The organism is Pyramidobacter sp. YE332 (assembly GCF_033060595.1).
Taxonomy (GTDB): domain Bacteria; phylum Synergistota; class Synergistia; order Synergistales; family Dethiosulfovibrionaceae; genus Pyramidobacter.
Genome location: NZ_CP133038.1, coordinates 578,478 through 602,256 on the forward strand (window position 1 = coordinate 578,478; position 23,779 = coordinate 602,256).

Below are 23,779 nucleotides of genomic sequence, written 5' to 3' on the forward strand. Positions count from 1 at the left end.
AGGAGGCGGGCTCGAGTTTTATCGGGCGTTGAAGACGTACTTGTCCAGGCGCGCCATGGCTTCCTTGACGCGCGACAGCGGCAGCGCCAGGTTGACGCGGATGCTGTACGGGCCGTTGAACATGCGCCCGTCCTGCCAGGACACGCCCACGTCGGAACCGGCCCGGTGCACTTCGTCGATGGTCTTGCCGTGCTTTTTGCACCACTGCTCGCAGTCGATGAAGAGCATGTAGGTGCCCTGCGGTTTGGCCAGATCGACGCCGTCGAAATGCTCTTTGATGTAATCGTAAGCGTAGTTCACGTTTTCCGTCAGCACCTGGCGCAGCTCGTCCACCCACTCGTAGCCCTCGGGCTTGTAGGCGCCGATCAGCGCGTGCATGGAGAGCACGTTCATGCTGTTGTAGTGCGACAGCGACGATTCCTTGTCGATGCGCTCGCGCAGCCAGTCGTTGTAGATGATGTGGTAGCTGCCGATCAGGCCGGCGAGGTTGAAGGTCTTGCTGGGCGCGTAGAGCGCGACGGTGCGGTTTCGCGCGTCGTCGCCGACGCTCTGCGTGGGGATGTGCTTATAACCGTCGAGCGTCAGATCGGACCAGATCTCGTCGGAGATCACGAACACGTCGTGTCTGCGGTAGATCTCCATGGCTTTTTCGATCTCTTCGCGTTCCCAAACGCGGCCGCAGGGATTATGGGGCGAGCAGAAGATGGCGGCGTGGATCTTGTTTTCCACGATCTTCTTTTCCATGTCGGCGTAATCCATGCGCCACACGCCCTGTGCGTCGCGCTTCAGCGGCGAGTGGACGATGCGCCAGCCGTTGTTGTTCAGCGTGTTGGTGAAGCCGATGTAGGTGGGGGAGTGGAGCAGCACGTTGCCGCCCCGCGAACAGATTACGTTCAGCGCGCTGGCCACGCCGCCGAGCACGCCGTTCTCGTAGCCGATGTGCTTCGCTTCGAGCCCGGCGACGCCGTTGCGCTTCGCCTGCCAGTCGATGATGGACTGATAATATTCCTTTTTGGGCGCGAAGTAACCGTAGAGCGGATGTTTCGCGCGCTCGATCATCGCTTCGGGCACGGTGGGCACGGTGGCGAAGTTCATGTCGGCGATCCACATCGGGATCGAGTCGAACCCCGGTTTGGGCGGATTAGGGGCCATGCCGGCTCCGAGGTTGTCTACGGCGAGGGCGTCGCGGCCGTGGCGGTCGATGATGCTCGTGAAATCGTACTTCATGAGAAAACTCCCCTTCCTGCGTTCGATTTCGGCCGCAGCGGCCGAAGCGTGGTTTTATACGGAAACTGATCCATTCTACTCTGCCCTTTCGAAAATCTCAACGTGCCGCCTCAAAAAAAGAGAGGCTCCGCAGAGTCTCTCTTTTTTTGAGGCGCATTACTTGGCGGGCTTTTTGTCGCCGGAGGCGGGCGCCTCGGGCGCGGCGATCTTCACGCCGTAGCGGGCGCGCAGCGCGTCGCGTTCGTCTTGGATGGCCTTGACCTGTTTCTGGCGCAGGAGGTCGGCCTTGATGTCTTCCTTCACCTCGGCGAACGGACGGATCGAGGCGTCGCGGCTGTCGGTGGCCTTGATGACGTGATAGCCGAAATCGGTCTTGACGGGCTTGGCGGTCATCTCGCCCTTTTTCAGGGCGAAGGCGGCCTTTTCGAACTCGGGCACCATCTGTCCCTTGCTGAAATAGCCCAGGTCGCCGCCACGGCTGCGCGTGCCGTCGGCGGAGTTGTTCTTGGCGGCGTCCTCGAACGTGATCTTGCCGGCTTTGATGTCGCGGATCAGATCGGCGGCCTTTTCCTGAGCGGCCTTGCGATCTTTCTCGGGCATGTTCTTGTCGGCGCGGATCAGGATGTGCGAGGCGCGGATCGCCGCGGGGACCTGGAAGATCTCCTTATGCTCGTCGTAATACTTCTGCGCGTCCTTGTCGGTCGCGGGCGTCTTGCCGGCTTCGTCGAGAATCTTCTCCGTGGCCAAAGTGAAGAGCAGGCGCTGTTCGAGGTTGCCCATGGCCTCCTTGTACTTGGCCGTGTTCTGCAGCTTCTGCTCGTGCCCCGAGCGCGAAAAGACCTTGAAGTCAATCAGGTTGTCCAACAGCTGCGCCTGGCCCTGCGGCGAAGCATAGGCCGCGCGCTGCTGCGGGTCGAAGCCGCTCATGGCCTGGTCGAGGTCGGCCTGCGTGATCGTCTCGCCGCCGACGGTGGCCAGCACCTTTTTGCCGGAGTTTTGGTCGGCCGCAAACGCCGAGCCGGCCAGAAGAACCGAGAGCGCCGCCGCGGCGGCAAACAACTTTTTCATCCGAAAAATTCCTCCTTAAAAAAAATCGCTTCCTGTGCGCGAAGCGCACAAAATGTTCGTGCAGCATCGCCTATTATAACCGAATTTATTCACTTGCAAAGGTGTATAAATCTGCTATCCTTTTAACGGATCACGATCGACCCGGCAGGGAGGGATGAGACGCCATGCTTCAGACAGAGACGATCGAATGGAGCCAGTTCAAGGAACGCTTCGCCTTTTTGCTGGCGGAGATGACGCCGGCGCTGCGCGGCATCGACGACGAGACCATCGCGTTCCGTACCGAAGAGTGGTCGGTGCTCCCTCGCTGGGATTCGGGCGAATTCATTTTCGAGTACTACGCCGAAGAGCCGGACACGTTCCATCCCGGCGACGACGAGACGCAGATCGTAGTGACGAACGTTCCCTGGGGGAATCTTTAGGGGGACGCGTATTATAAATTTCAGGGGAGGTCCTTGTATGAAACTTATTGTCAATGCGCGCGTGCTGCCCGTTTCCGCCGCGCCGATCGAGAACGGCGCGGTGCTCGTGGACGGAACGAAGATCGCCGGCGTCGGCGAACACCTCGGCGCTCCCGAAGGCACGGAGATCATCGACGCCCGCGGCCTGACGCTGACGCCCGGCCTGGTCGACGCCCATACCCACATCACCACGTCCGAAGAGATGGAACTGTACGGCATGAGCGACATCAACGAGATGACCAACCCCGTCACGCCCGGGCTGAGCATCCTCGATTCCATCTACGTGCGCGACAAGAACGTGGCCGAATCGCGCGAAAAAGGCGGCGTCACCTGCGTGCAGACTTTGCCCGGCAGCGCCAACGTCATCGGCGGCACCGGCGCCATCATCAAGCTCAAGCAGGCCAGCGTCGTCGAGGAAATGCTCGTCAAATCGCCCTCCTGCATGAAAGCCGCTCTCGGCGAAAACCCGATCCGCGTCTACAAGGACAACGGCCACCGCACGCCCACGACCCGCATGGGCAACGCCTACATCATGCGCAAAACCCTGCAGGACGCCCGCAACTATCTGGAAAAGAAAAAGTGCCGCAAAGACGGCGAAGCCTTCGAGACCAACCTCGACATGGAAGCGCTTTCCCTCGTGCTCGACCGCAAGATCAAGCTCAGCGTCCACAGCCACCGCGCCGACGACATCTGCACCGCCGTGCGCATCGCCGAGGAGTTCGGCCTCGACTTCACCATCGAGCACTGCACCGAAGGTCAGTTCATCGCCCCGTGGCTGGCCGCGCACCACGTCAAGGCCGCCGTCGGCCCCACCTTCGGCGTGCCCGTCAAGCCCGAACTGCGCCATCAGGGCTGGGAGACCCTGCTCGCTCTGCGCGACGCCGGCGTGCACATCTGCATCCTCACCGACCACCCCGTGATCCCGCTTTACGGACAGATCGTCTCCGCCTCGCTGGCCGCCCGCGCCGGACTGACCGAAGCCGAAGCCCTGCGCTGCGTCACGCTGTCCAGCGCCGAGCACCTCGGCATCGAAGATCGCGTCGGCTCCATCGACGCCGGCAAGGACGCCGACCTCGTGCTGTGGAACGGCAACCCGCTCGACACCCGCTGCCACCCCGTCATGACCATGATCGACGGCAAAGTGGAGTACCGCGCGCTGTAAAAATTCAGCCGTAAAAAATGCCGGAGGCTCGCGATCGAGCTTCCGGCATTTTTTATTCCCGTGTCTCGGCGCTAGAGCACGCTGTCGGCGAAGATCTCGAGGCCGATGCCGATCAGGATCGCGCCGCCGAGGATCGTCGCCCGGCCGGACAGCGCCGTGCCGATCCTCTTGCCGATCAGCAGTCCCGCCGCGCAGACCACGAACGTGACGGCGGAGATGATCAGCGAGGCCGCCAGCGCCGCGGCGCAGTCGTAATTGGCGATCGTGAAGCCGACCGAGAGCGCGTCGATCGACGTGGCGATCCCCTGCAAAAACAGCACGGCGGGCGTCAGCCGAAGCGCGGCGCGATCCTCGCGACCGCCGCGCAGCCCTTCGAACACCATCTTGCCGCCGATGCCAAGCAGCAGGATCAGCGCGATCCACGGCACGATCTTCCGGAAGGAACAGAAAACTTCGACGATCGTGCGCACGCAGACCCAGCCCGCCATCGGCATCAGCGCCTGGAAGAACGCGTATACGCCGGCGACGGCGCAGCCGCGGCGCGCTCTCATGCGCGGCTCATTCAGCCCGTTGACCATCGACACCGAAAAGGCATCCATCGACAGCCCCACGCCCAACAGCGCGCAGTTCAGCACAAACATGAAATTCAAATTCACTTCGGCCACCCCATTCCGAATGATCGCCCGTCCCCGCGGAAACGAAAAATCCGGGCATAGCCTCGGCTATACCCGGATGTCGTTTTTCGATCGTCCTCATGTATAGCTTGGCAGTTATACATGAGTCTCGCAGTTTAAAGCACGCCAGACCTTTACGGCCAGCATGTTGACGTGCTGCGCTCCGTCCCGAGCGCGTGCTACTCCCTCACGGAGGTTATTGTGACACCGTCGTCTCGTGTTAGTCAAGACAAACCGTTCTACTTCAAGAAGCCGTTGATGATCTGCTCTTCCGCCTGCTGTTCGCTCAGACCCAGCGTCATCAGCTTGACGATCTGGTCGCCGGCGATCTTGCCGATGGCGGCCTCGTGGACGAGCTGCGCGTCGACGTTGTTGGCTTCCAGCGAGGGCACGGCGAGGATCTTGCCCCGGTCCATGATGATCGAGTCGCATTCGGTGTGCCCGCTGCACGGCGCGTTGCCGACGATGCAGGCGTCGAACTTCTGAAACGACGCGTCGCGCGCCACGGAGCGCGACACCACGTCCGCGCTCGAACCTTCGCCGTTCAGCGCAACTCGGTAACCGCTGACAGCCTGCTGGTCGCCGTGCGTCATCAGGCGCTCGCGCACCACGAGCCGGGCGTCCTTTTTCAGCTCGGCGATCGTCATGCGCTGCGTCGAATCGACGCCCTTGATCTGCACCATCTCCATCTCCATGGAGCTGCCGTCCTCCATGTAAACTTCCGTCTGCGGGTTGAGGATGCGCTTGCCCTCGCCGCTGCCGGAACCGTAGTGCTTTTCCACGTAGCGGACTTTGGCGTTTTTGCCCACGTAAAAGCGGTGCACGCCGTCGTGTTCGGCGTCCTGTCGGCCGCAGTTGTCGATGCCGCAGCCGGCGACGATGAGCACGTCGCTGCCGTCGCCGACGTAAAAGTCGTTGTAGACCGTTTCCTTCAGGCCGCTGGCGCTGACGACGACGGGGATGTGCACGCTCTCGTTCTTCGTGCCCGGAGCGATGCGGATGTCGATCCCCGTGCCGTCGGCCTTGGAGGTGATCTCGATGTGGGCGGTGTTGCTGCGCCCGGCCAGCTGGCCGTTGGCGCGGAAGTTGTACGCTCCCGTCGGGACCTTGTGCAGGTCGGCCACTTCCGCCAGCAGGCGTTTTTGGATCTCGTCCAGCTGCACCATGGTTAAGCCTCCCCCTGTTTCAGCTTGTGGCACACGTCGACGGCCGACTCCGTGCCGACCAGCGCGGGGAAAATTTCCGCGCGCGGCCCCTGCTTCTCGATGCGTCCCTCCGCCAGCACGACGATCTCGTCGGCGATGCTGAGGATGCGTTCCTGATGGGAGATGATGACGATCGAACTGTCCTTGATGTCCTCGCGCATCTTTTTGAAGATGCGGATCAGATTCTGGAAGCTCCACAGGTCGATTCCCGCTTCCGGCTCGTCGAAGACCGAGAGCTTGGCGCGGCGGGCCAGCACCGTGGCGATCTCGATGCGCTTCAGCTCGCCGCCCGAAAGGGAAGCGTTCACCTCGCGGTTGATGTAGTCGCGCGCGCACAGTCCCACTTCGGCCAGATACTCGCAGGCCTCGCTGACGAGAAGTTCTCTGCCGACGGCCAGACGCAGCAGGTCGACGACCTCCAGCCCTTGAAGCGCACCGGCTGCTGAAAGGCGAAGCCGATGCCCATGCGGGCGCGCTCGGTGACGCTTTTATCGGTGACGTCTTCGCCGTCGAGAAAAATGCGGCCGCCCGTGGGCTTTTCGATGCCGGCGATGAGGCGCGCCAGCGTCGATTTGCCGCCGCCGTTCGGGCCGGTGACGACGACGAATTTTCTGTTGTCCACTTTCAGGCTCAGATCGTGGATGATCTCCTTCCGGCCGACGTCCTCGGCGACGCTGAAGGAAATATTTTTCAATTCCAGCATGGCTGGCAACCCCCTTCGTTTTTGTTCCCCCGGATCCGGGGCGAAGGCGCGAAGCCCCTCTCCGTTCCCGTTTTTACTCTATCACATTTTAGGTGAAATGTTCGTTGGCGGGACAACGGAAGATGCTTTTTCCCGCGGGAAAAACGCCGCGGCCATTGTGTCATGACCGCGGCGTGTTAGTCAATAAGAACCGTCGGAATTGACGCGTTCCGCTTTCGGTTGAAATTCTTCAAGGTAAATGCAACGCAACATCCGGTACCCCGTTGCATTAAATCTGAATTAAAAGGAGCTTGCATTTAGGGCTTGTTTAAAAAACATTTCAGCTTGTATTATTTCAATAAAATAACACTGGCAGCGACAAGAACAAAAGCGAAAAACGAAGCGTCAAGTTTGTCATAGCGGGTGAAAATTCTACGGAACCATTTGATTTTCTGAAAGAAACATTCAACCAAGTGTCGTTCCTTGTAAACATGCTCATCTATAAACCACGGTTCGGGATTATCGCTCTTCGGCGGGATAGTGTAACTTCCCTCCCGAGAAGTAATGTACTCTCTGATGGCTTGCGAACCGTAAGCCTTATCGCCGATGACGTTGCTCCCTCTGATTTCCGCTTGCCCGAGCAAGGACACGGCATGGCGGGAATCGTGGTCATTGCCGGGACTGAGCAGGAGCGCCAGCGGATTGCCTAAACCATCTACTATCGCATGAATTTTCGTATTCTTGCCGCCTCTGGACATGCCAATCGCTTGAGCCCCTTTTTTCCCCCTTCCGGGGTTTTCCCTCTCCCGTTGGCACTTTGATGTACTTTGCAGGACGTGGAGTCGATAGAGAGATTTTCCATGTCGGCATCAGCGCTTAGGGCGGCAAAGATCGCCTCGAATATTCCCCGCTGTTTCCACAGCCTGAAACGTGCGTAAACTGCCTGCCATTTGCCGTAACGCTCCGGAAGATCTCTCCATGGCGCTCCACTTCTGGCAAGCCACAGAATCCCATTGATGATCCTGCGGTTATCGTATTTTGCCGGGCGTCCACGTTGACCTGATTTCGGGTGTTCGGGCGGCAGCATTCTCTTGATTCGATTCCACTCGCTGGAGGTCAGTTCATATCTTCTCTCTTCCATGAGAAAAGTTTAAGCGATTGGATCGATTTAGGCAACTTTGACGTTTTTTAAACAAGCCCAGTCTGAATTGATGAAAGACCTTTCTTACGAGACAACAGATCTCGGAAAGGAGTTCATCATCATGAACAAACATTTGACTCTGGCTGAAAGAAAAGCCATTGAAAGCGCCCTCAACCGGCGAGAATCTCTCAGAAGTATTGCCTCAACAGTTCTGAAGTCGCCGAGTACGATCTCCAGAGAGATCAGAAAACATGCAGAGACTGTCTTCAAAGGCTGTTATGGCCGGACAGCAAACTGCTGCCTTCACCGGTATGACTGCTCCGTTACTTCCCTTTGTAACACCTCTCCGAAATGCCGTTCACTGTGTTTCCGGTGCTCAAGATGTAATACGATGTGTCCTGACTTTAAGGAGGAGGTCTGCCCGCAGCTTTCGGTTCCTCCGTATGTCTGTAACGGCTGCCCCAACCGTCACCGCTGCACTTTAAAAAAACGGATCTATTCTGCTAAATCTGCAAATGACTCTTACGAGAAAACTTTGCATGAGGCTCGTGAAGGCTTCAATATCTCCGATGCCGAGCTTGCAGATATTGATTCTTTTTTCTCTCCTCTCATCAAACAGGGGCAGTCTCTCTATCATATTATCCGTAATAATCGAGATACTGTTCCCTGTTCTGAAAGTACCGCCAGACGGCTCCTGCTTTCGGGTATTTTAGAGGCACGGAAAATAGACTTGCCCCGAGCTGTCCGTTTTAAGAAGAGAAAGGGAAAAAGAAATAACATGAAGGTGGATAAAAAATGTCGTGAAGGCCGTACCTACAATGATTTTCTCTCTTTTTCAGAGAAACATCCGGACATGCTTATTACCGAAATCGACAGTGTCGTTGGCACCGCAGGAGGAAAAGTTCTTCTGACTGTCATCTTAAGAAACTGCAACTTTATGCTGGCTTTTTTGAGAGATAAAAATACTGCTCAATCTGTTGAGCAGATTTTTACAATGCTCTTCACTCTTCTGGGCAGGAAACGCTATAAGTCCATGTTTCAGGTCCTTCTTGCTGACAACGGTACAGAGTTTTCCAATCCGACGGCTATCGAAAAAGGTCCGGACGGAGAAAGAAAATCATATATGTTCTATTGCAATCCACAAGCACCGCAGGAAAAAACGAAGGTTGAAAATAATCATACTCTCATTCGAAGGATCCTTCCCAAGGGAACAACTTTCGACAATTTATCCCAAACTGATATCAACCTGATGATGTCTCATATAAACTCATACGGGAGGAAAAAATTTAACGGAAAATCTCCTGCAGAGATCTTTATCAACCTGTATGGCGAGGACGTATTGCATTTACTCGGACTCGAACTTATTCCGCCACAGGATATCTGCTTAAAGCGGACTCTTCTCGCCGGTAAATAACGGCTCCTTTTTAATTTCTTGATTGCATTAACTCTGAACTGAAAATTTTGCTTTCAGTTGAGGATCACTTTTGTATGCACTTTTTTCGGACAATTTCCTCGTAACAGCTTTTCATCCCCTTGAATTTGTTCCGTTAGCGCAATCTTGATCGTTATTATGTGTTCGTAATGACTGCTTGCTGCTTTTGTCCTGTCAAAGTAAATGCAACCCCGTCGCATTTACTTTGACGAGGTTGCATTTACTCTGAAAATTTACCTTCCGCTTTCGGGCGGTCGCCGCCGGGAGAGAGGCGGAAAATGTTCCACGTGGAACATTCCTTCGCGGAAGGGGAACCGCTGAGAGCGCTCCGCCGTTCGAAAACGAGCTCGCCTTTGCCCCTACGCCCGCGCTTTCGGACGCAGGACTTCGCCGACGAGCTGGATAAAGCGCCGCACCGCTTTGGCTGTGTAGTCGCGGCTGGGCAGGAGCGCGTAAAACTGCCGCGTCGCCAGCGGCGAATCGAGCCTGTAAAAGCACAGCGGCGTCGCCGCGGCCGTGACCATACGGTCGCTCACAAAAGCGGCAGCGAAGCCGCCTGCCGCCAGATGATAGGTGGTGGCGAGCTGACTCAGCTCAATCTTGAGGCGCGGTTTGACGCCGACGGCGGCGAAAATTTGCAGCATACGGTCGTGAAGATTGTTACCGGGCATCAGCGAGATGAACTCAAGCTCTCCGCAGCGCTCGGCGGGCAGCGCGGGACAATCCCCATGCAGATGATGGCCGTTCATGACGCCGCGCGGCGGCAGGGCGAAGGCTCGGTATCGGCGGTTGAACGGATGGGCGCGGGGCACTGCCAGCAGAATGCGATCGCTGAACATGGGGTAACGCTCGAAGTCCTTCATGAAGAGTTGGTTGCAGCTGAACGTCAGGTCTACGGCGCGTTCCTCCAGCATCTTGGTGAGGACGGCCGAACTGTGCTCGACCAGCTCCAGGGCGATGCCCGGATAAAGCTGGCTGTAGCGCGACAACACCGGCGGCAGGATGTAGCTGTTGATGTAGTGGGAGCCGCCGATGCGCACGTGTCCGGTTTGGAGGTCGTTGATGTCGCCGATCCGCTGCGTCAGTTCCGCCTCGATTTTTTGATGCGTGTGATCGCGTTGATGTAAAGCCAGCCGGCTTCGGTGAGCTGAAAGGGGCGCACCTTGCGGTCGAACAGCGTCATGCCGATGGACGACTCGATTTTTTGATCGCCATGCTCAGCGCCGGCTGCGTGATATACAGTTTTTCCGCCGCTTTCGAAAGGCTGCCGCTTTTGTAGACCTCGTAGACGTACTCCAGCTCCTGTCTCATAACATAAATTCTCCTTATGGTGTAATAAATTTCCAGTAATTGAATTTATGTTACCGCCGCCGTATGATGACGTCAAGCAAGATATTCGACTTTCAAGGGGGGATTGAATGTGAACATCAACGCTTTGCTCATGGATGAGAAAGACAACGTGGTCACCTGCGTCGAAGAGGTGCCGGCCGGGGCGCCGGTCGTTTATCGCCACGGCGATGAGCTCTGCACGCTCACGGCGGAGGAGACGATTCCCTATTGCCACAAGGTCGCCTTGGTCCCGCTGGACGAGGGGGACGAAGTGATCAAGTACGGCGAGCTGATCGGCCGCACCTTGGTACCGATCGCGAAAGGGCACTGGGTCTCGCACGAGAACATCTTCAGCGTGCCGCGAGACTACGCCAGTGAAATGGTATAAGGAGGGGGAAACGATGCAGTTTTGGGGATACAAACGCCAGGAGGGGCGCGCGGGCATCCGCAATCACGTGTTGATCCTGCCCACGTGTGCCTGCGGCAGCGAGAGCGCGCGCATCATCGCGTCGCAGGTGCGCGGCGCCGTGAACATCATTTTCAACACCGGCTGTTCCGACGTGGCGGCGAACACGGCCATGTCGCAGAAAGTGCTGACGGGTTTCGCCTGCAATCCCAACGTCTACGGTGTCGTCATCATTGGCCTTGGCTGCGAGACGGTGGGGCACGCGCAGTTGCGCGAAAAAATCCGGGGAATGACCAGCAAGCCCGTGGTTTCTTTCGGCATTCAGGAAGAGGGCGGCACGCTCAGAACCATCGAAAAAGCTGTCCGCGCCGCGCGCGACATGGCCGCCGAAGCCGCCATGCAGCAAAAAGAACGGTGTGACATATCGAATCTGCTTCTGGGCATCGAGTGCGGCGGCTCCGACGCTACCTCGGGCATCGCCAGCAATCCCGCCGTGGGCGAGCTCAGCGACCTGCTCGTGGATCTCGGCGCTTCGACGATCATGAGCGAGTCCATCGAATGGATCGGCGCCGAGCACGTCGTCGCCCGGCGTGCGGCGACGCCGGAACTGCACAACAAGATCATCGAGATCTGCCGGAGTTACGAAGAACACCTCAAGGCGGCGGGGCAGGACTGCCGCGCCGGTCAGCCCACGCCCGGCAACAAGGCAGGCGGCCTTTCCACGCTCGACGAGAAAAGCCTCGGCTGCATCCGCAAGGGCGGCTCCCGCCCCATCGTCGAAGTGCTGGCGCAGGCCGAGCGCCCCACGAAGCACGGCGCCATCGTCATGGACACGGCCGGTTACGACATCTCCTCCGTCACCTCCATGGTAGCTGGCGGCTGCAATGCCGTGATCTTCACCACGGGGCGCGGCACGCCGACGGGCAACGCCATCGTGCCCGTACTCAAGGTGACGGCCAACGCCCGCACCTATCGGATGATGGACGACAACATGGACGTCGATCTGAGCGGCATCATCAAGGGCACGACGACGTATCGGGAAAGCGGCAGGGAGCTCCTTGAGATCATCGGAGACGTCTGTAACGGCAAGATGACCAAGGCCGAAGCCTACGGCTTCTCCGACATCGCGATCGATCACGTCTGCCGCTTCGTTTGATTTTTCATTAAAGGGGGAAGAGAAATGGGATTCATCTTTAAACCGTGGAACAAACTGAGCCTGTTCACGCGCATCATGATCGGCTTCGCGCTCGGCGTCGCCGCGGGGCTGATCTTCGGCAGGCAGGCCGCGGTGCTGAAACCGCTGGGAACAATCCTCACCAACCTGCTGACCATGGTGGTGGCGCCGCTGGTGCTCTGCCTGCTGGTCTGTGCGGCCGCCGACGTGGGAGACGGCAAGAAGCTGGGACGCATGGGCGTGAAGACGGTGGTCGTCTTCCTTGTCAGCACTGCGTTCGCCATCGTCATCGGCCTGATCTTCGCCAATCTCATGAAGGTCGGCACGGGCGTCAGCATCGAGCTCGCCAAGGAATCGGCGAAGACGACGGCGAAACAGGTCTCCATGCTCGACACGCTGATCAACGTTATCCCCAAAAATCCTTTCGAGGCCCTGTCGAAACAGAACCTGCTGCAGATCATTTTCTTTGCGCTGCTGCTGGGCTTCGCGCTGATGAAGATCGGCCCCAAGGGGCAAGCGTTGCTCGACATGTTCCGCGCCGGACAGGAAGCGATGAAAAAGATCACCACTATCGTGCTCGAGTTCACGCCTTACGGCGTTTTTGGCCTGATGGCGCAAGTCGTGGGAGCCAACGGCCCGGATATCCTCATCCCTTACATCAAGGCGATCGCGGCCATGTACATCGCCTCGTTCCTCTATCTGGTCGTCGTTCAGGCCGGTCTGATGGCCGGCGTGATTGGGCGCGTCAGCCCGCTCCGTTTCCTGAAAACGATGAAGGAAGCGATGACCTTCGTCTTCGCCACCTGTTCCAGCGTCGCCACGATCCCGCTCAACCTCGAATGCACGAAGAAACTTGGCGTCGACGAGGAGACGGCCAACTTCGTGATCCCCTTCGGTGCCGTCATGAACATGAACGGCACCGCCATCTACGAAGCCATCGCCGTGGTCTTCACGGCCCAGATCTTCGGCGTGCCGCTCACCGTCGCCGATCAGGTCATGATCATGCTCACCGCCACGTTGGCTTCCATTGGCACCGCCGGCGTGCCCGGCTCGGGGCTGGTGATGCTGACCATCGTGCTCACCTCGGTCCATCTGCCCATGGAAGCGATCGGGCTGCTGGCCGGTATCGACCGCATCCTCAACATGGCCCGCGTGATCCCCAACATCGCCGGCGACGCGGCCACGGCGCTGATCGTCTCCCGTTCCGAAGGCACGTTCAAAGCCCCGGAGCCGACTGGCGGACAGTGACCGCGAAAAGGCGCCCCGGCGCCGGAACGCGGAGAAGACCGCGTCGGCATGGAGCGGACGTCCGCGTTTCGCGCGGGACATGCGGCACGCAAAAAAATCCCCGGCGGCCATTTTTTTTCGGCCGCCGGGGATTTTTTGTGTGCCGTCCATTTTTGCGTTTGGCAAAGCAAAGCACGTCTTCTCGGGCGCCGCGGATGCCCCGGCCGTCAGGCGTTCTCGCCCAGAAAGCGCGCGAAGCCGCGCACGCTGTTGCCGAGGAAGTACGCTTCGCGGCTCTGCGCGCTTTCGGTATAGGCGACGAGGTTGGCCAGTTCGGGGTCTTCGCGCCGCAGCAATTCGACCGTTTCGTCTTCGCTCAGGCCGTCTCGCAGGGCCTGGGCGATCGTTTCTTCCCAGAAAAGGTTCTGTCTCAGCGCCCGTTCGGGCAGCGTGCGGTCGGACGAAGCGCCGAAGTGCCCGGCGCAGAACAGGTCCCAGTCGGCGGCGGCGAGCTTTCTCATGCTCTCGCGGCCGATTTCCGGCACATAGCGGGGCGGCGTGGCGGGACGGATGCCGTCCCGCCGCCGGCCGTCGGCGAACCAGCTCGAGGCGCCGTCGCCGGGGATGACGCCGAGCGCTTCGCCGCCGAAGCAGAGGCGTCGCCCCGCGCAGCGGCGCAGGAAGGAGACGTGGTGAGCGGCGTGCCCTGGCGTGTCGATGACGCGCCACGCGGGGGGCAGCTGTTTGCGCGCGACGAGAGCGGAAGCGGGCACGGGCAGCGGCGGCCGGTAAGCGGCGGCCATCGCTTCGCCGAGCGTGGCGGCGGTGGCCTGCCAGAGCTTTTGCGGCGAGATCAGGTGTTGGGCGGCGCGCTCGCAGCAGAACACTTTCAGCCGCGGGTAATCGCGGCACAGACAGCCGGCCGCGCCGCAGTGGTCGAGGTGGATGTGGGTGAGCAGCAGCAGGTCGGGCACGGCTTCCAGGTCGTCCAGCGCTTTTTTGAGACGCGCGTAGGAACCGGCCACGCCGCAGTCGACCAGCGCGGTTTCGCCGGGAGCGCGCAGCAGCCAGGCGCCGAGGAACTCCTCGAAGCCGGGCCGGCCGTCCAGCGGCAGGCGGATCAGGTCGAGCGACTCGCCGCCGGCGGCGGCGACGGGGCGGACGTCGTTTGTCCGGGTCATGGCGAAAACCTCCTTGTATGAAGAGCGATGACGTGGTTTATTGTACCGCGGCGGAAATTTTTTTCCAGCGCCGGGCGCGGAGGATGCCGGAGCGGATTTTGTCTTTCGCCTTTCCTGAAACCGATTGCACGGTTCGCGGCGCCTTGCTATAATGGACCGGCCTCCGAGATTTCGCGGCGGAGGAAAAGTTCGTTATCCTTCAAAGGAGTGGATCGCACGTGAAGAAGTTGGCAAGTCTGTTTCTCGCCGCTGCGCTGATCGCCCCGGCCTCGCTGGCCGCGGCGGAGTACCCGGCGATGAACGTCCGCCTCAGTCACAACCAGCCTGTCGGCAGCCCGGAGGACGTCGGCGCCCAGACGTTCAAAAAGCTGATGGAAGAGAAATCGGGCGGCAGGATCACCGTGGACGTGTTCCCGCAGATGCAGCTGGGCTCGATGCGCGAGCAGGCCGAAATGGTGCAGATGGGCACGCTGGAGATGTCCGTGCAGCCCACTTCCGTGCTGACGCCTTTCGTCGAGGAACTGAGCGTCATCGACTTCCCGTTTCTGTGGGCCGACAAGGACGAGCTGTACCGCATCATGGACGGCGAAGTCGGCGGGAAGTTCTACGCCTTCTGCGAGAAGAAGGGCTTCAAGACCCTGGGCTTGTGGGCTTCGGGTTTCAAACAGATCACGACCAAGGGCAGGCCGGTGAACGCGCCCGAGGATCTGAAGGGCATGAAGATCCGCGTCATGCCCAGCCCGCAGCTGGTGGAGCAGTACAAGTCGTGGGGCGCCAATCCGATCCCGATCGAGTACGCCGAGCTGTACAACGCGCTGCAGCAGAACATCGTCGACGGTCAGGAGAATCCTTTGCAGACCATCGCCATGGCCAAGCTGTACGAGGTGCAGGATTATCTGACGATCTCCGATCACGGGTTCCTCGGTTATCTGTTCATCGTCAACAGGCGCTGGTTCGAGAAGCAGGGCGAGGACGTACGGAAGCTGATCGTCGAGTGCGAACGCGGCGCCCGCGAGGCGGAACGCCTGGCGCAGGCAGAGGGCGAGGCCAGATTCCTCGAGCAGATCAAACAGTCCAAGATCGCCGTCGGCGAACTGACGGACGAGAACCGCGCCAAGTTCATCGAGGTCAGTAAGCCGCTGCACGACAAGTTCGTCGAGGGCTCGGCGACCAAGGCGGAGCTGCTGAAAGCGGTTTACGAGGCCAAATAACCCGCGGCGTCCGGCGCGGCGAAAAAACAAGGGGCGGCTCCTGCAGGAGGTTCGCCCCTTTCGTTTTTATATTCATGATGCGTTGCATGAAACTGGGAGGAGATCGAAAAATGCTCAGGTTCCTCGGCAGGATTGAGGAGATTTTCTGCGCGGCCGCTCTGCTGACAACGGCTCTTGTGCTGTTCGTCAACGTGGTGCTGCGCTATGTTTTCAGCGCCAGCACGAGCTGGGCCGAAGAGCTGATCCGCTATCTGATGATCTGGATCACTTTTATCGGCGGCAGCGTCTGCGTGCGGCGGGGGGCGCATATCCGCATGGACTTTCTGCTCGGCGTGCTGCCCGAAAAAATGGCCGGCGCGCTGACGCGTCTGGTCTATCTGATCGCGGCGGGATTCTGCGCGGCGCTGTTCCGGTACAGCTATCAGCTGGTGCGGTTCACCGTGGAACTCGAGCAGACTTCGCCGGCGATGGGAATCCCCATGTGGATCCCTTATCTGGCGATGCCTTTGGGATCGGCGCTGATGGCGCTGCGTTTCGTTCAGGCCGCTTTCGGGAAGGAGGGCGCCTAGATGACGGTCTTTCTGATGTGCGCGCTGCTGGCGCTGCTGTTCGGCAGCGTGCCGATCTTCGTCGCTCTGGCGGCGGCCGTGCTGGTTTCGATGCTGCTCTTCACGGGACTCGATCCGATGGTGCTGGCGCAGCGCATGTTCGGCGGACTCGACAAGTTCTCGCTGATGTCGATGCCGTTTTTCATCTTCGCCGCCAATCTGATGGACACGGGCGGACTCTCCAAGCGCATCCTCAAGTGGACGCGCAGCCTCGTGGGGGCGCGCAAGGGCGGACTGGCCTACACGACGCAGTGCACCTGCATGATCTTCGGCGCGCTCTGCGGCTCCAGCCCGGCGACGGTGGTCGCCATGGGGCGCGTGCTCTATCCCGAGCTGATCGAAAGCGGCTATCCCGAGGATTTCTCCGCCGGTCTGATCGCGTCGTCGGGATCGGTGGCGCTGATCATCCCGCCCAGCGTGACGCTGATCATGTACGCGGCTGCCACGGGCGTGTCGGTGGGCTCGCTGTTCATGTCGGGCGTCAGCGCCGGGATCGTCTACGGGCTGGCGACGGTCGTCTACATCTGGTACTTCGCGCGCCATCACGATCTCAAGGTCTCGGCGCCCTCCAGCCGCGGCGAGATCGTCCGCAATACGCTGGAAGCCGGCTGGTCGCTGATGGTGCCGGTGATCATCCTCGGCGGCATTTACTGCGGCGTGTTCACGCCCACCGAGGCGGCGGGGATCTCCGCCGTTTACGCGCTGTTCGTCGGCGTGGCGGTCTACCGCGAGATCACCTGGGCGAAACTGTTCGACGTGTGTCTGCGTTCGGCCGTGACCTGCGCGCAAGTGATGATCCTCGTCGCCGCGGCCACGAGCTTCGCCTGGTTCCTCACCGTGGCGCGCATCCCGCAGATGGTCACGGCGGCGATCATCGAAAACATCAAAACGCCCTGGGCGTTCATCGCCATGGTCAACGTCATTCTGCTGATCGTGGGCATGTTCATGGAAGGCATCGCCGCCATCGTCATCCTCGCGCCGCTGTTCTTCCCGATCGCCCAGCAGATGGGCATCGACCCGCTGCATCTGGGCATCATCATGGTCTCCAACCTGGCGCTGGGCAACTTCACTCCGCCGTTCGGACTGAACCTGTTCGTGGCCGCGGGCGTGACCGGGCTGCCGATGTCGAAGATCATCGGCGCGGTGACGAAGTTCATCATCGTCTCGATCGTCGGTCTGCTGGTGATCTCCTACGTGCCGGCGCTTTCAACCTTCCTGCCGGCGCTGGTGTACGGCCGTTAGGGAGCGCGGGGAATGTCGGGTTTCGAGCGCGTCCGCGAACTGGTCGCGGCGATCTCGCAGACCGGGCGCGGCGAGCGGGGCGTTTCCCGCCTCGCTCTGACCGAGGCGGACCGTCAGGCGCGCGAGATCGTGATCGAAGAGATGAAATCGCTCGGCATGTCGGTGACGACCGACGCCTGCTGCAATCTGTGGGGACGTTTCGAGGGAAGCGCGGACCAGCCGGGCGTGGTGATCGGCTCGCATCTGGATTCTGTGCCCGAGGGCGGGTGCTACGACGGCGTGCTCGGCGTGGCCTGCGGGCTGGGCGCGGCGCGCGACCTCCTTGCCGAAAATCCGCATCCGCGGCGTTCGCTGTCGGTGGTGGTCTTCACCGCGGAGGAATCGAGCCGCTTTTCGCTGGCGACGATCGGCAGCAAAGCGGCGACGGGCAATCTGTCGCTGATGGACACGCTGCGCTTCAAGGACAAACAGGGCGTGACGCTGCTCGACGCGCTGCGCGATTTCGGCGGGCGGCCCGAGCGGATCCCGCGCGACTGCCTGGCGCCGGCGTCGTATCACTCTTATTTCGAACTGCACATCGAACAGGGGCCGGTGCTCGACTGGAACGGCGAGGACGTGGGCATCGTCGAGGCGATCGCCGCGCCGACGCGTTTCATGCTCGAAGTGATCGGCGAACAGGCCCATTCCGGCGCTTGTCCGATGAACCTGCGCCACGACGCCATGGCCGCGGCGGCGGAGATAATCCTCGCCGCGGAGCGCGCCGGACGTGAGGAAAGCGAGTTCGGCACGGTCGCCACCGTGGGCGTGTGCGAGTGTTTCCCCGGGGCCATGAACGTGGTGCCGGGGCGAGTCGTTCTGAAAGTGGACGTGCGCGGCATCGTCGAAAAAAGCATCCGCCGCGCCTGCGACGAGATCAAGGCGCGCGTCGGAAGCGTCTGCGCCGAACGCGGCGTGAGGGCGAACTTCACGCTCTACTCGGCCGACAAGCCCGTCGCCATGGACGGCCTGCTGGCGCGCCGCCTCGAAAACGTCTGCAAAGACTTGCAGGTCAAATACCGGCGCATGCTCAGCGGCGCGGGACACGACGCCATGTACATGGCCACGCTGATCCCTTCGGCGCTGATTTTCGTGCCGTGCAAGGACGGCGTCAGCCACAACCCGGCCGAAACGGTGGACTGGCGGCGCGTGCGTCCCGGCTATGAAGTGCTGCTCCAGGCGGTGAAAGACATCGTTCGGTAACTTTTTTACGAAGACTCCGGAATCCCAGGGATATTTTTATAAGGAGGCTGTTCATGAAACCGATCCTGTTTCAAAAAGCGCGCCTGATCGACCCCGATCTGAAAATGGACATGCGGGGCGATCTGCTGGTCGAAAACGGCGTCGTTTCCGCCCTCGGCCCCGAGCTGCTGCCGACCGCGGACGCCGAAAAGATCGACTGCGGCGGCGCAGTCCTGGCCCCAGGACTGGTCGATCTGCACGTGCATTTCCGCGATCCCGGCCAGACCGAAAAGGAAACATTGGAGACGGGCTGCGCCGCCGCGGCCAACGGCGGCTTCACGGCCGTAGTGACGATGGCCAACACCAAACCGGCCGTCGATTCGCCCGAGCTGATCCGCAGCTGCATCAAGCGCAACCGGACCATGGACTGCCGCATCTATCCGGGGGGCGCGGTCACCAAGGGGCTGGGCGGCAAAGAACTGACCGACTTCGAAGCGTTGAAGGAAGCCGGCGCGGTCTGCCTGACCGACGACGGCATCACCGTCGGCAGCGGGCCGCTGTTTTACGAAGCCATGGAAAAAGCGGCCGCCGTCGGCCTGCCCGTGAGCGTTCACTGCGAGGCTCCCGGCTTCGAAGGCGACCGCTCCATGAACCGCGGCGAGATCTCCAAAAAACTGGGGCTCGCCGGCGCGCCGGCGCTGGCCGAGGAGCTGATGATCATGCGCGACGTGTTCTTCGCCGAGAAGACGGGCGCGCATGTGCACGTGCAGCATGTCAGTTCGCGCCGCGGCGTCGAGATCATCGCGGCGGCGAAAGCCCGCGGCGTCGCCGTTACCGGCGAGGCCACGCCGCATCACATGTTCCTCGACGAAACGGCGATTCTCGAATGCGGCGCCAACGCCAAGATGAGCCCGCCGCTGCGCACGGCCGACGACGCGGCGGCGATCCGCGAGGCGCTGATGAGCGGCGTGCTCGACGTGGTCGCCACCGATCACGCGCCGCACACGCCGGCCGAAAAAGCCCTCGGCATCGCCAAGGCCCCCAACGGCATCATCGGTCTGGAAACGTCGCTGGGGCTGTGCCTCGACGGATTGTGCCGCGAGCGTGGATTTTCGCTTTCCTCGCTGGTGGAGCGCATGAGCTCCGCGCCGCGGCGGATTTTCAAGCTGCCGCCCGTCCATCTTCAGCCCGGCTCGCCGGCCGATCTGACGCTGTTCGATCCCGAACGCCGCTGGCGCGTGGACGCGGCGAAGTTCAAATCGAAGGCGCGCAACTGTCCGTTCAACGGCTGGACGCTGAGCGGCACGGTCCTGATGACCGTGCTGGGCGGGAGGATCGTCTGCGATCGAAGAACTTTTCGTGCAATCGGTTGTATAAAACGGTCCGTTGCGATACAATAAATCCGTCGATCGCGCGGCCGTTTGCACGGCGCGCCGGGGGGATGAAAGCGCGCCGTGCAAACGGCCGCGCGGGAAGCGCCAACGAGAGGGGAGTTTGGATTGATTCGCGATTACGATTCGCGGCTGCTCGAAAAGGAACGGATCTCGCCGGACATCTGGCATTTGACGTTCGCGTGTCCAGAGATTGCCGAAAACGCGCGGCCGGGGAATTTCGTGCTGCTCAAAACGTCGGCCGCCACGGCGCCGCTGCTGCGCCGGCCGCTCGGCATCCTCGATGCCGACCCCGCAAAGGGGACGATCGAGACGCTTTTCCGCGTCGTTGGGCAGGGCACGGCTCTGCTGGCTGCCGCCGAACCTGGCGCGTCGCTTTCCGTGCGCGGGCCCGTAGGCGGGCAGTTCGCCCCGTTCCGGCACGAAAAAGTCTGGGGCGTGGCCGGCACGCTGGGCATCGCGCCGCTGCTGTTCCTGTGCCGCGAGCTGAACGGTTTCGACCGTCTGTTCCTCGGCGTCGGCAACGCCTCGTGGCGGAGCTTCGCCGACTGGGTGCGCGCCCGCGCGCCGGAGATGGTTTTGTACAGCGACGACGGTTCGATCGGACGCAGGGGATTTTCCATCGCCGGACTGGAAGGGCAGGATCTGAGCGACGTGTCGCTGGCCTGCTGCGGCCCCAATCCAATGATGAAAGCGCTGTACGAACGGTACGGCGCGCAGTGCGACGACATCCAGGTCAGCCTCGAGCGCCGCATGGGCTGCGGCATGGGCGGCTGCTTCGGCTGCGTGGTCGACACCACGACGGGACGGCGGCGCGTCTGCATCGACGGCCCCGTGTTCCAGGCCAGGGAGGTGAAATGGGATGAGCTGCATCTCTGATCCGCTCGCGCTCGACGTCGGCGGCATGAAGCTGAAAGTCCCCGTCGTGATCGCGTCGGGCACGTGGGCTTACGAAGCCGGAATGTGGGCGGACGACCTGACGCGCCACGTCGGCGCGATCTGTTCCAAAGCCATCACCAAGGATCCCTGCCCCGGTAATCCCGGCTGCCGCATCTGGGAGACGCCCTCGGGCGTTCTCAACAGCATCGGATTGCAGAACGAGGGCATCGACCGCTTCATCGACTGCCGTCTGCCCGACCTGAAAAAACGCGGCGTGCCCGTGATGCTCAACGTCTGTATGCAGAGCGCCGAAGATCTGGCTTACATGATGGACCGCATCGCCGAAGCCGGGGACATGGTCGACGGCGTGGAACTGAACGTTTCCTGCCCCAACACCGATCACGGCTGCATGAGCTGGGGCGTCGACCCGGCGCTGACGGCGCAGGCCACGGAGATGGCGCGCCGGCGCTGGGACGGCCCGTTGTGGGTGAAGCTGACGCCGCAGGCGCCCGACATTCCTGCGGTGGCGAAGGCCGCCGAGTCGGCCGGAGCCAGCGCGGTCGTGACCGCCAACACCTGGCTGGGCATGGCGATCGACACGCTGCGCGGGGTGCCGGTTTTCAGCCGCCGTGTGGCGGGACTTTCCGGCCCGGCCGTTTTTCCGCTGGCGCTGCGCGTCGTCTGGGACGCGGCCGGCGCCGTGAAAATTCCAGTGATCGGCTGCGGCGGCGTGGACGGCCCCGATTCGGCGCTGGCCATGATCATGGCCGGAGCCAGCGCCGTGGAAGTCGGAGCGGCGCTGTTCGGCGATTTCAAAGTGCTTGAAAACGTCCACGAGGGATTGCTCGCCGCCGTGGAGCGCTGGAACGTCGCTTCCCTGGCCGAACTGATCGGCCGCGCCCGCCGCGCGTGAGCACGCGAAAATTTTGTCAAAAAAACGGGATCGATCCTATCAACGTGAGGAGTGCTTTTATGACCGAACACACATCTTTGCCGCTGTTTGCGGCGCTCGACCTCGACACGCTGCGCGAGGCGCGCCGCACGATGGACGCCCTTTCGGGAATCGTGGACGCCATCAAGATCGGCCCGCGCCTCTACGCTCAGGGCGGCGCGCCGTTTCTGAAGGAGATCGTCGACCACGGTTTCAAACTGTTTCTCGACCTGAAGCTGCACGACATCCCCAACACCGTGCGCCTGGCCGTGGAGACGCTGGCCGACCTTGGCATCTTCTGTCTGACGCTGCAGGCCGCGGGCGGCCGCCGCATGATGGAGGAATCTGTCGCCGCCCGCGATCGGCTCGGCTCGACCATGAAGCTGCTCGGCATCACCGTGCTGACCAGCTTCGACGAAAAAAGCTGGGACGAAGTCGCGCCCGGCTGCCCGATGGACGTGGCCATCAAAAAGCGCGCCTGGCTGTGCGGAGACTGCGGCATGGACGGGCTGGTGTGCTCGCCGCTCGATCTGCCCGAGGTGCGCGCCGTGACGCCGCCGACGCTGCTCAAGGTCGTGCCCGGCGTGCGCCTCGTCGCCGGCGGCGACGACCAGAGCCGCGTCGCCACGCCCGCCGACGCGTTCCGCAACGGCGCCGATTACATCGTCATGGGGCGTCCCATCTACAAAGCGCCCGACGTTCGCAAGGCGGTCGAAGAGATCGCCCGATCCATTGAGGAGGGATTGGCATGTCGGAAGTGATGACGGATTCTCAGGTACAGGAAAAACTGAAAGAGATGCTCGTCGAGAGCAAAGCGTGGCTTGAGGGGCATTTCAAGCTCACCTCGGGGCGACACAGCGGCAACTACATGCAGTGCGCCATGCTGCTGCGCTTTCCCAAATACGCGGCGTTCGCCGGCGGCGAGATCGCCAAACGGATCGCCGCGTTCAGGCCCGACTTCATCGTCTCGCCGGCGCTGGGGGGGCTGATCATCGGACATGAGGTGGCGCGCGCGCTGGATATTCCATTTTTGTTCTGCGAACGTGAGGAAGGCAAAATGAAGCTGCGCCGCTTCCCGATGCCGGTCGGCAAACGTTTCGTCGCCGTCGAGGATGTCGTCACCACGGGCGGCTCCGTCAAGGAGACCGCCGAGCACATGATCGCCGGCGGCTGCGTCTGGGCCGGTTCTGCCTGCATCGTCGACCGCTCCGGCGGCGCGCAGCAGCTCGGGGCCGAGCTCGTTTCGCTCTTCAAGGTCTCTTTCCCCACCTGGGAAGCCGACGACTGCCCGCTGTGCCGCGAACTGGGCACGCCTCCCGTCAAGCCCGGCAGCCGGCTCAACGCGAAGTAGAAAAACGATCCTTTTACGACTGGAGGCGACGCGGCGTTGAAACTGAAAGAAAAAGCCGTCGTGATGACGGCCGAAGACATGGAGCGCGCCTTGCGCCGCATGGGCAACGAGATCGTCGAACGCAACCACGGCGCCGACGACCTCGTCATCATCGGCATCCAGCGCCGCGGCGTCTATCTGGCCGGACGGCTGCGCGAGTTCCTGCGCGCCTCCGAAGGCGTCAAGCTGCCGCTGGGCGAACTGGACATCACGCTGTACCGTGACGACATCACGCTGCTCAGCGACCAGCCTGTCGTGCACAGCACCGCCATTCCCGTCGACGTCAATGGCCGCCGCATCATCCTCGTCGACGACGTGCTGTACACAGGACGCACGATCCGCGCCGCGCTGGAAGCCATCGGCGACATCGGCCGCCCCGCCTGCGTGCAGCTGCTGATCCTCATCGACCGCGGCCATCGCGAGCTGCCGATCCAGCCCGACTATCTCGGCAAGGCCGTGCCCACCTCGTCGCAGGAGATCGTGGACGTGCGCGTCAAAGAGCTGGACGGCGAGGACGTCGCCGTGATCTGCGCCAAAGCCTAG

Annotated in this window: 26 protein-coding genes; 16 read left to right on the plus strand and 10 right to left on the minus strand. The window is 61.3% G+C overall.

Going from position 1 to position 23,779, the window contains the following annotated elements; genetic code table 11:
• Window positions 1-18: 18 nt before the first annotated feature.
• Both RAH42_RS02675 and RAH42_RS02680 read right to left on the minus strand, forming a co-directional pair.
• Window positions 19-1,227: an aminotransferase class I/II-fold pyridoxal phosphate-dependent enzyme gene (locus tag RAH42_RS02675; RefSeq protein WP_078017129.1), complete on the minus strand. Its 1,209-nt coding sequence runs from the start codon at window positions 1,225-1,227 to the stop codon at window positions 19-21.
• A gap of 156 nt (window positions 1,228-1,383) precedes the next feature.
• Complete coding sequence (locus RAH42_RS02680) at window positions 1,384-2,295, minus strand: peptidylprolyl isomerase (protein WP_317539912.1); 912 nt, start codon at window positions 2,293-2,295, stop codon at window positions 1,384-1,386.
• A 164-nt stretch (window positions 2,296-2,459) separates the two neighbouring features.
• Between RAH42_RS02680 and RAH42_RS02685 the strand changes: the two genes are divergently transcribed.
• Both RAH42_RS02685 and RAH42_RS02690 read left to right on the plus strand, forming a co-directional pair.
• Complete coding sequence (locus RAH42_RS02685) at window positions 2,460-2,714, plus strand: hypothetical protein (RefSeq protein WP_078017127.1); 255 nt, start codon at window positions 2,460-2,462, stop codon at window positions 2,712-2,714.
• 37 nt (window positions 2,715-2,751) lie between these two features.
• Window positions 2,752-3,915, plus strand: coding sequence for an amidohydrolase (locus RAH42_RS02690; RefSeq protein WP_078017126.1), 1,164 nt, complete (start codon window positions 2,752-2,754; stop codon window positions 3,913-3,915).
• Between the two features lie 71 nt (window positions 3,916-3,986).
• On the opposite strand, the gene RAH42_RS02695 is transcribed toward RAH42_RS02690, so the two are convergent.
• The 5 genes from RAH42_RS02695 to RAH42_RS02715 all read right to left on the minus strand — a co-directional run bounded on the left by RAH42_RS02695 (window position 3,987) and on the right by RAH42_RS02715 (window position 7,617).
• A complete protein-coding gene (locus tag RAH42_RS02695) occupies window positions 3,987-4,571 on the minus strand; it encodes a manganese efflux pump (RefSeq protein WP_168170127.1) in 585 nt (194 codons plus the stop codon).
• 257 nt (window positions 4,572-4,828) lie between these two features.
• Window positions 4,829-5,755 carry a SufD family Fe-S cluster assembly protein gene (locus RAH42_RS02700; RefSeq protein WP_078017125.1) on the minus strand — a complete coding sequence of 309 codons (927 nt, stop codon included), beginning with the start codon at window positions 5,753-5,755 and terminating at the stop codon, window positions 4,829-4,831.
• A 2-nt stretch (window positions 5,756-5,757) separates the two neighbouring features.
• Entirely contained in the window at window positions 5,758-6,138 is a 381-nt protein-coding gene (locus RAH42_RS02705) for an ATP-binding cassette domain-containing protein (RefSeq protein WP_317539913.1), read from the minus strand.
• Window positions 6,099-6,497: an ATP-binding cassette domain-containing protein gene (locus tag RAH42_RS02710; protein ID WP_317539914.1), complete on the minus strand. Its 399-nt coding sequence runs from the start codon at window positions 6,495-6,497 to the stop codon at window positions 6,099-6,101. The genes RAH42_RS02705 and RAH42_RS02710 overlap by 40 nt, the downstream gene beginning before the upstream one ends.
• A 329-nt stretch (window positions 6,498-6,826) precedes the next feature.
• A protein-coding gene (locus tag RAH42_RS02715; protein ID WP_317539161.1) for an IS5 family transposase occupies window positions 6,827-7,617 on the minus strand; the annotation gives its coding sequence in 2 pieces (ribosomal slippage) (window positions 6,827-7,246 and window positions 7,249-7,617; 789 coding nt in all).
• 391 nt (window positions 7,618-8,008) lie between these two features.
• Between RAH42_RS02715 and RAH42_RS02720 the strand changes: the two genes are divergently transcribed.
• On the plus strand, window positions 8,009-9,031 hold the full coding sequence (locus RAH42_RS02720) for an IS30 family transposase (protein ID WP_317539115.1): 1,023 nt from the start codon (window positions 8,009-8,011) through the stop codon (window positions 9,029-9,031).
• Window positions 9,032-9,408: 377 nt separating this feature from the next.
• Here RAH42_RS02720 and RAH42_RS02725 read toward each other — a convergent pair whose 3' ends face one another.
• Both RAH42_RS02725 and RAH42_RS02730 read right to left on the minus strand, forming a co-directional pair.
• The gene (locus RAH42_RS02725; protein ID WP_343228917.1) at window positions 9,409-10,146 is read right to left on the minus strand and encodes a LysR family transcriptional regulator substrate-binding protein; all 738 of its coding nucleotides are present in this window, start codon (window positions 10,144-10,146) and stop codon (window positions 9,409-9,411) included.
• 82 nt (window positions 10,147-10,228) lie between these two features.
• Window positions 10,229-10,360 (minus strand): LysR family transcriptional regulator, encoded by a 132-nt coding sequence (locus tag RAH42_RS02730; RefSeq protein WP_317539916.1) that lies wholly within the window; start codon window positions 10,358-10,360, stop codon window positions 10,229-10,231.
• Between the two features lie 109 nt (window positions 10,361-10,469).
• On the opposite strand from RAH42_RS02730, the gene RAH42_RS02735 reads away from it, so the two are divergent.
• Genes RAH42_RS02735 through RAH42_RS02745 form a run of 3 tightly spaced genes read left to right on the plus strand, consistent with a single transcriptional unit; the run spans window position 10,470 to window position 13,206 of the window.
• A complete protein-coding gene (locus tag RAH42_RS02735; protein ID WP_078015669.1) occupies window positions 10,470-10,766 on the plus strand; it encodes a UxaA family hydrolase in 297 nt (98 codons plus the stop codon).
• Window positions 10,767-10,779: 13 nt separating this feature from the next.
• Complete coding sequence (locus RAH42_RS02740; RefSeq protein ID WP_078015668.1) at window positions 10,780-11,940, plus strand: UxaA family hydrolase; 1,161 nt, start codon at window positions 10,780-10,782, stop codon at window positions 11,938-11,940.
• Between the two features lie 24 nt (window positions 11,941-11,964).
• Window positions 11,965-13,206 (plus strand): dicarboxylate/amino acid:cation symporter, encoded by a 1,242-nt coding sequence (locus RAH42_RS02745; protein ID WP_078015667.1) that lies wholly within the window; start codon window positions 11,965-11,967, stop codon window positions 13,204-13,206.
• A 206-nt stretch (window positions 13,207-13,412) separates the two neighbouring features.
• On the opposite strand, the gene RAH42_RS02750 is transcribed toward RAH42_RS02745, so the two are convergent.
• On the minus strand, window positions 13,413-14,366 hold the full coding sequence (locus RAH42_RS02750) for an MBL fold metallo-hydrolase (RefSeq protein ID WP_317539917.1): 954 nt from the start codon (window positions 14,364-14,366) through the stop codon (window positions 13,413-13,415).
• 218 nt (window positions 14,367-14,584) lie between these two features.
• Here RAH42_RS02750 and RAH42_RS02755 point away from each other — a divergent pair, with 218 nt between their 5' ends.
• The 10 genes from RAH42_RS02755 (at window position 14,585) to pyrR (ending at window position 23,779) form a co-directional block, all read left to right on the plus strand.
• The gene (locus RAH42_RS02755) at window positions 14,585-15,577 is read left to right on the plus strand and encodes a TRAP transporter substrate-binding protein (protein ID WP_296428515.1); all 993 of its coding nucleotides are present in this window, start codon (window positions 14,585-14,587) and stop codon (window positions 15,575-15,577) included.
• 110 nt (window positions 15,578-15,687) lie between these two features.
• On the plus strand, window positions 15,688-16,146 hold the full coding sequence (locus RAH42_RS02760) for a TRAP transporter small permease (RefSeq protein ID WP_296428517.1): 459 nt from the start codon (window positions 15,688-15,690) through the stop codon (window positions 16,144-16,146).
• Entirely contained in the window at window positions 16,147-17,427 is a 1,281-nt protein-coding gene (locus RAH42_RS02765) for a TRAP transporter large permease subunit (protein WP_120371846.1), read from the plus strand.
• Between the two features lie 12 nt (window positions 17,428-17,439).
• Complete coding sequence (locus RAH42_RS02770; protein ID WP_317539918.1) at window positions 17,440-18,666, plus strand: Zn-dependent hydrolase; 1,227 nt, start codon at window positions 17,440-17,442, stop codon at window positions 18,664-18,666.
• A gap of 53 nt (window positions 18,667-18,719) precedes the next feature.
• Window positions 18,720-20,045, plus strand: coding sequence for a dihydroorotase (locus tag RAH42_RS02775; RefSeq protein WP_317539919.1), 1,326 nt, complete (start codon window positions 18,720-18,722; stop codon window positions 20,043-20,045).
• A gap of 99 nt (window positions 20,046-20,144) precedes the next feature.
• Window positions 20,145-20,915, plus strand: a complete 771-nt coding sequence (locus RAH42_RS02780; protein ID WP_317539920.1) for an FAD-binding oxidoreductase — start codon at window positions 20,145-20,147, stop codon at window positions 20,913-20,915.
• On the plus strand, window positions 20,899-21,828 hold the full coding sequence (locus RAH42_RS02785; RefSeq protein WP_296426106.1) for a dihydroorotate dehydrogenase: 930 nt from the start codon (window positions 20,899-20,901) through the stop codon (window positions 21,826-21,828). The genes RAH42_RS02780 and RAH42_RS02785 overlap by 17 nt, the downstream gene beginning before the upstream one ends.
• A gap of 59 nt (window positions 21,829-21,887) precedes the next feature.
• Complete coding sequence (pyrF, locus tag RAH42_RS02790) at window positions 21,888-22,607, plus strand: orotidine-5'-phosphate decarboxylase (protein ID WP_296426104.1); 720 nt, start codon at window positions 21,888-21,890, stop codon at window positions 22,605-22,607.
• Window positions 22,595-23,197, plus strand: a complete 603-nt coding sequence (gene pyrE, locus RAH42_RS02795; RefSeq protein ID WP_296426103.1) for an orotate phosphoribosyltransferase — start codon at window positions 22,595-22,597, stop codon at window positions 23,195-23,197. The genes pyrF and pyrE overlap by 13 nt, the downstream gene beginning before the upstream one ends.
• A 36-nt stretch (window positions 23,198-23,233) precedes the next feature.
• Window positions 23,234-23,779 carry a bifunctional pyr operon transcriptional regulator/uracil phosphoribosyltransferase PyrR gene (gene pyrR / locus RAH42_RS02800; protein WP_078015657.1) on the plus strand — a complete coding sequence of 182 codons (546 nt, stop codon included), beginning with the start codon at window positions 23,234-23,236 and terminating at the stop codon, window positions 23,777-23,779.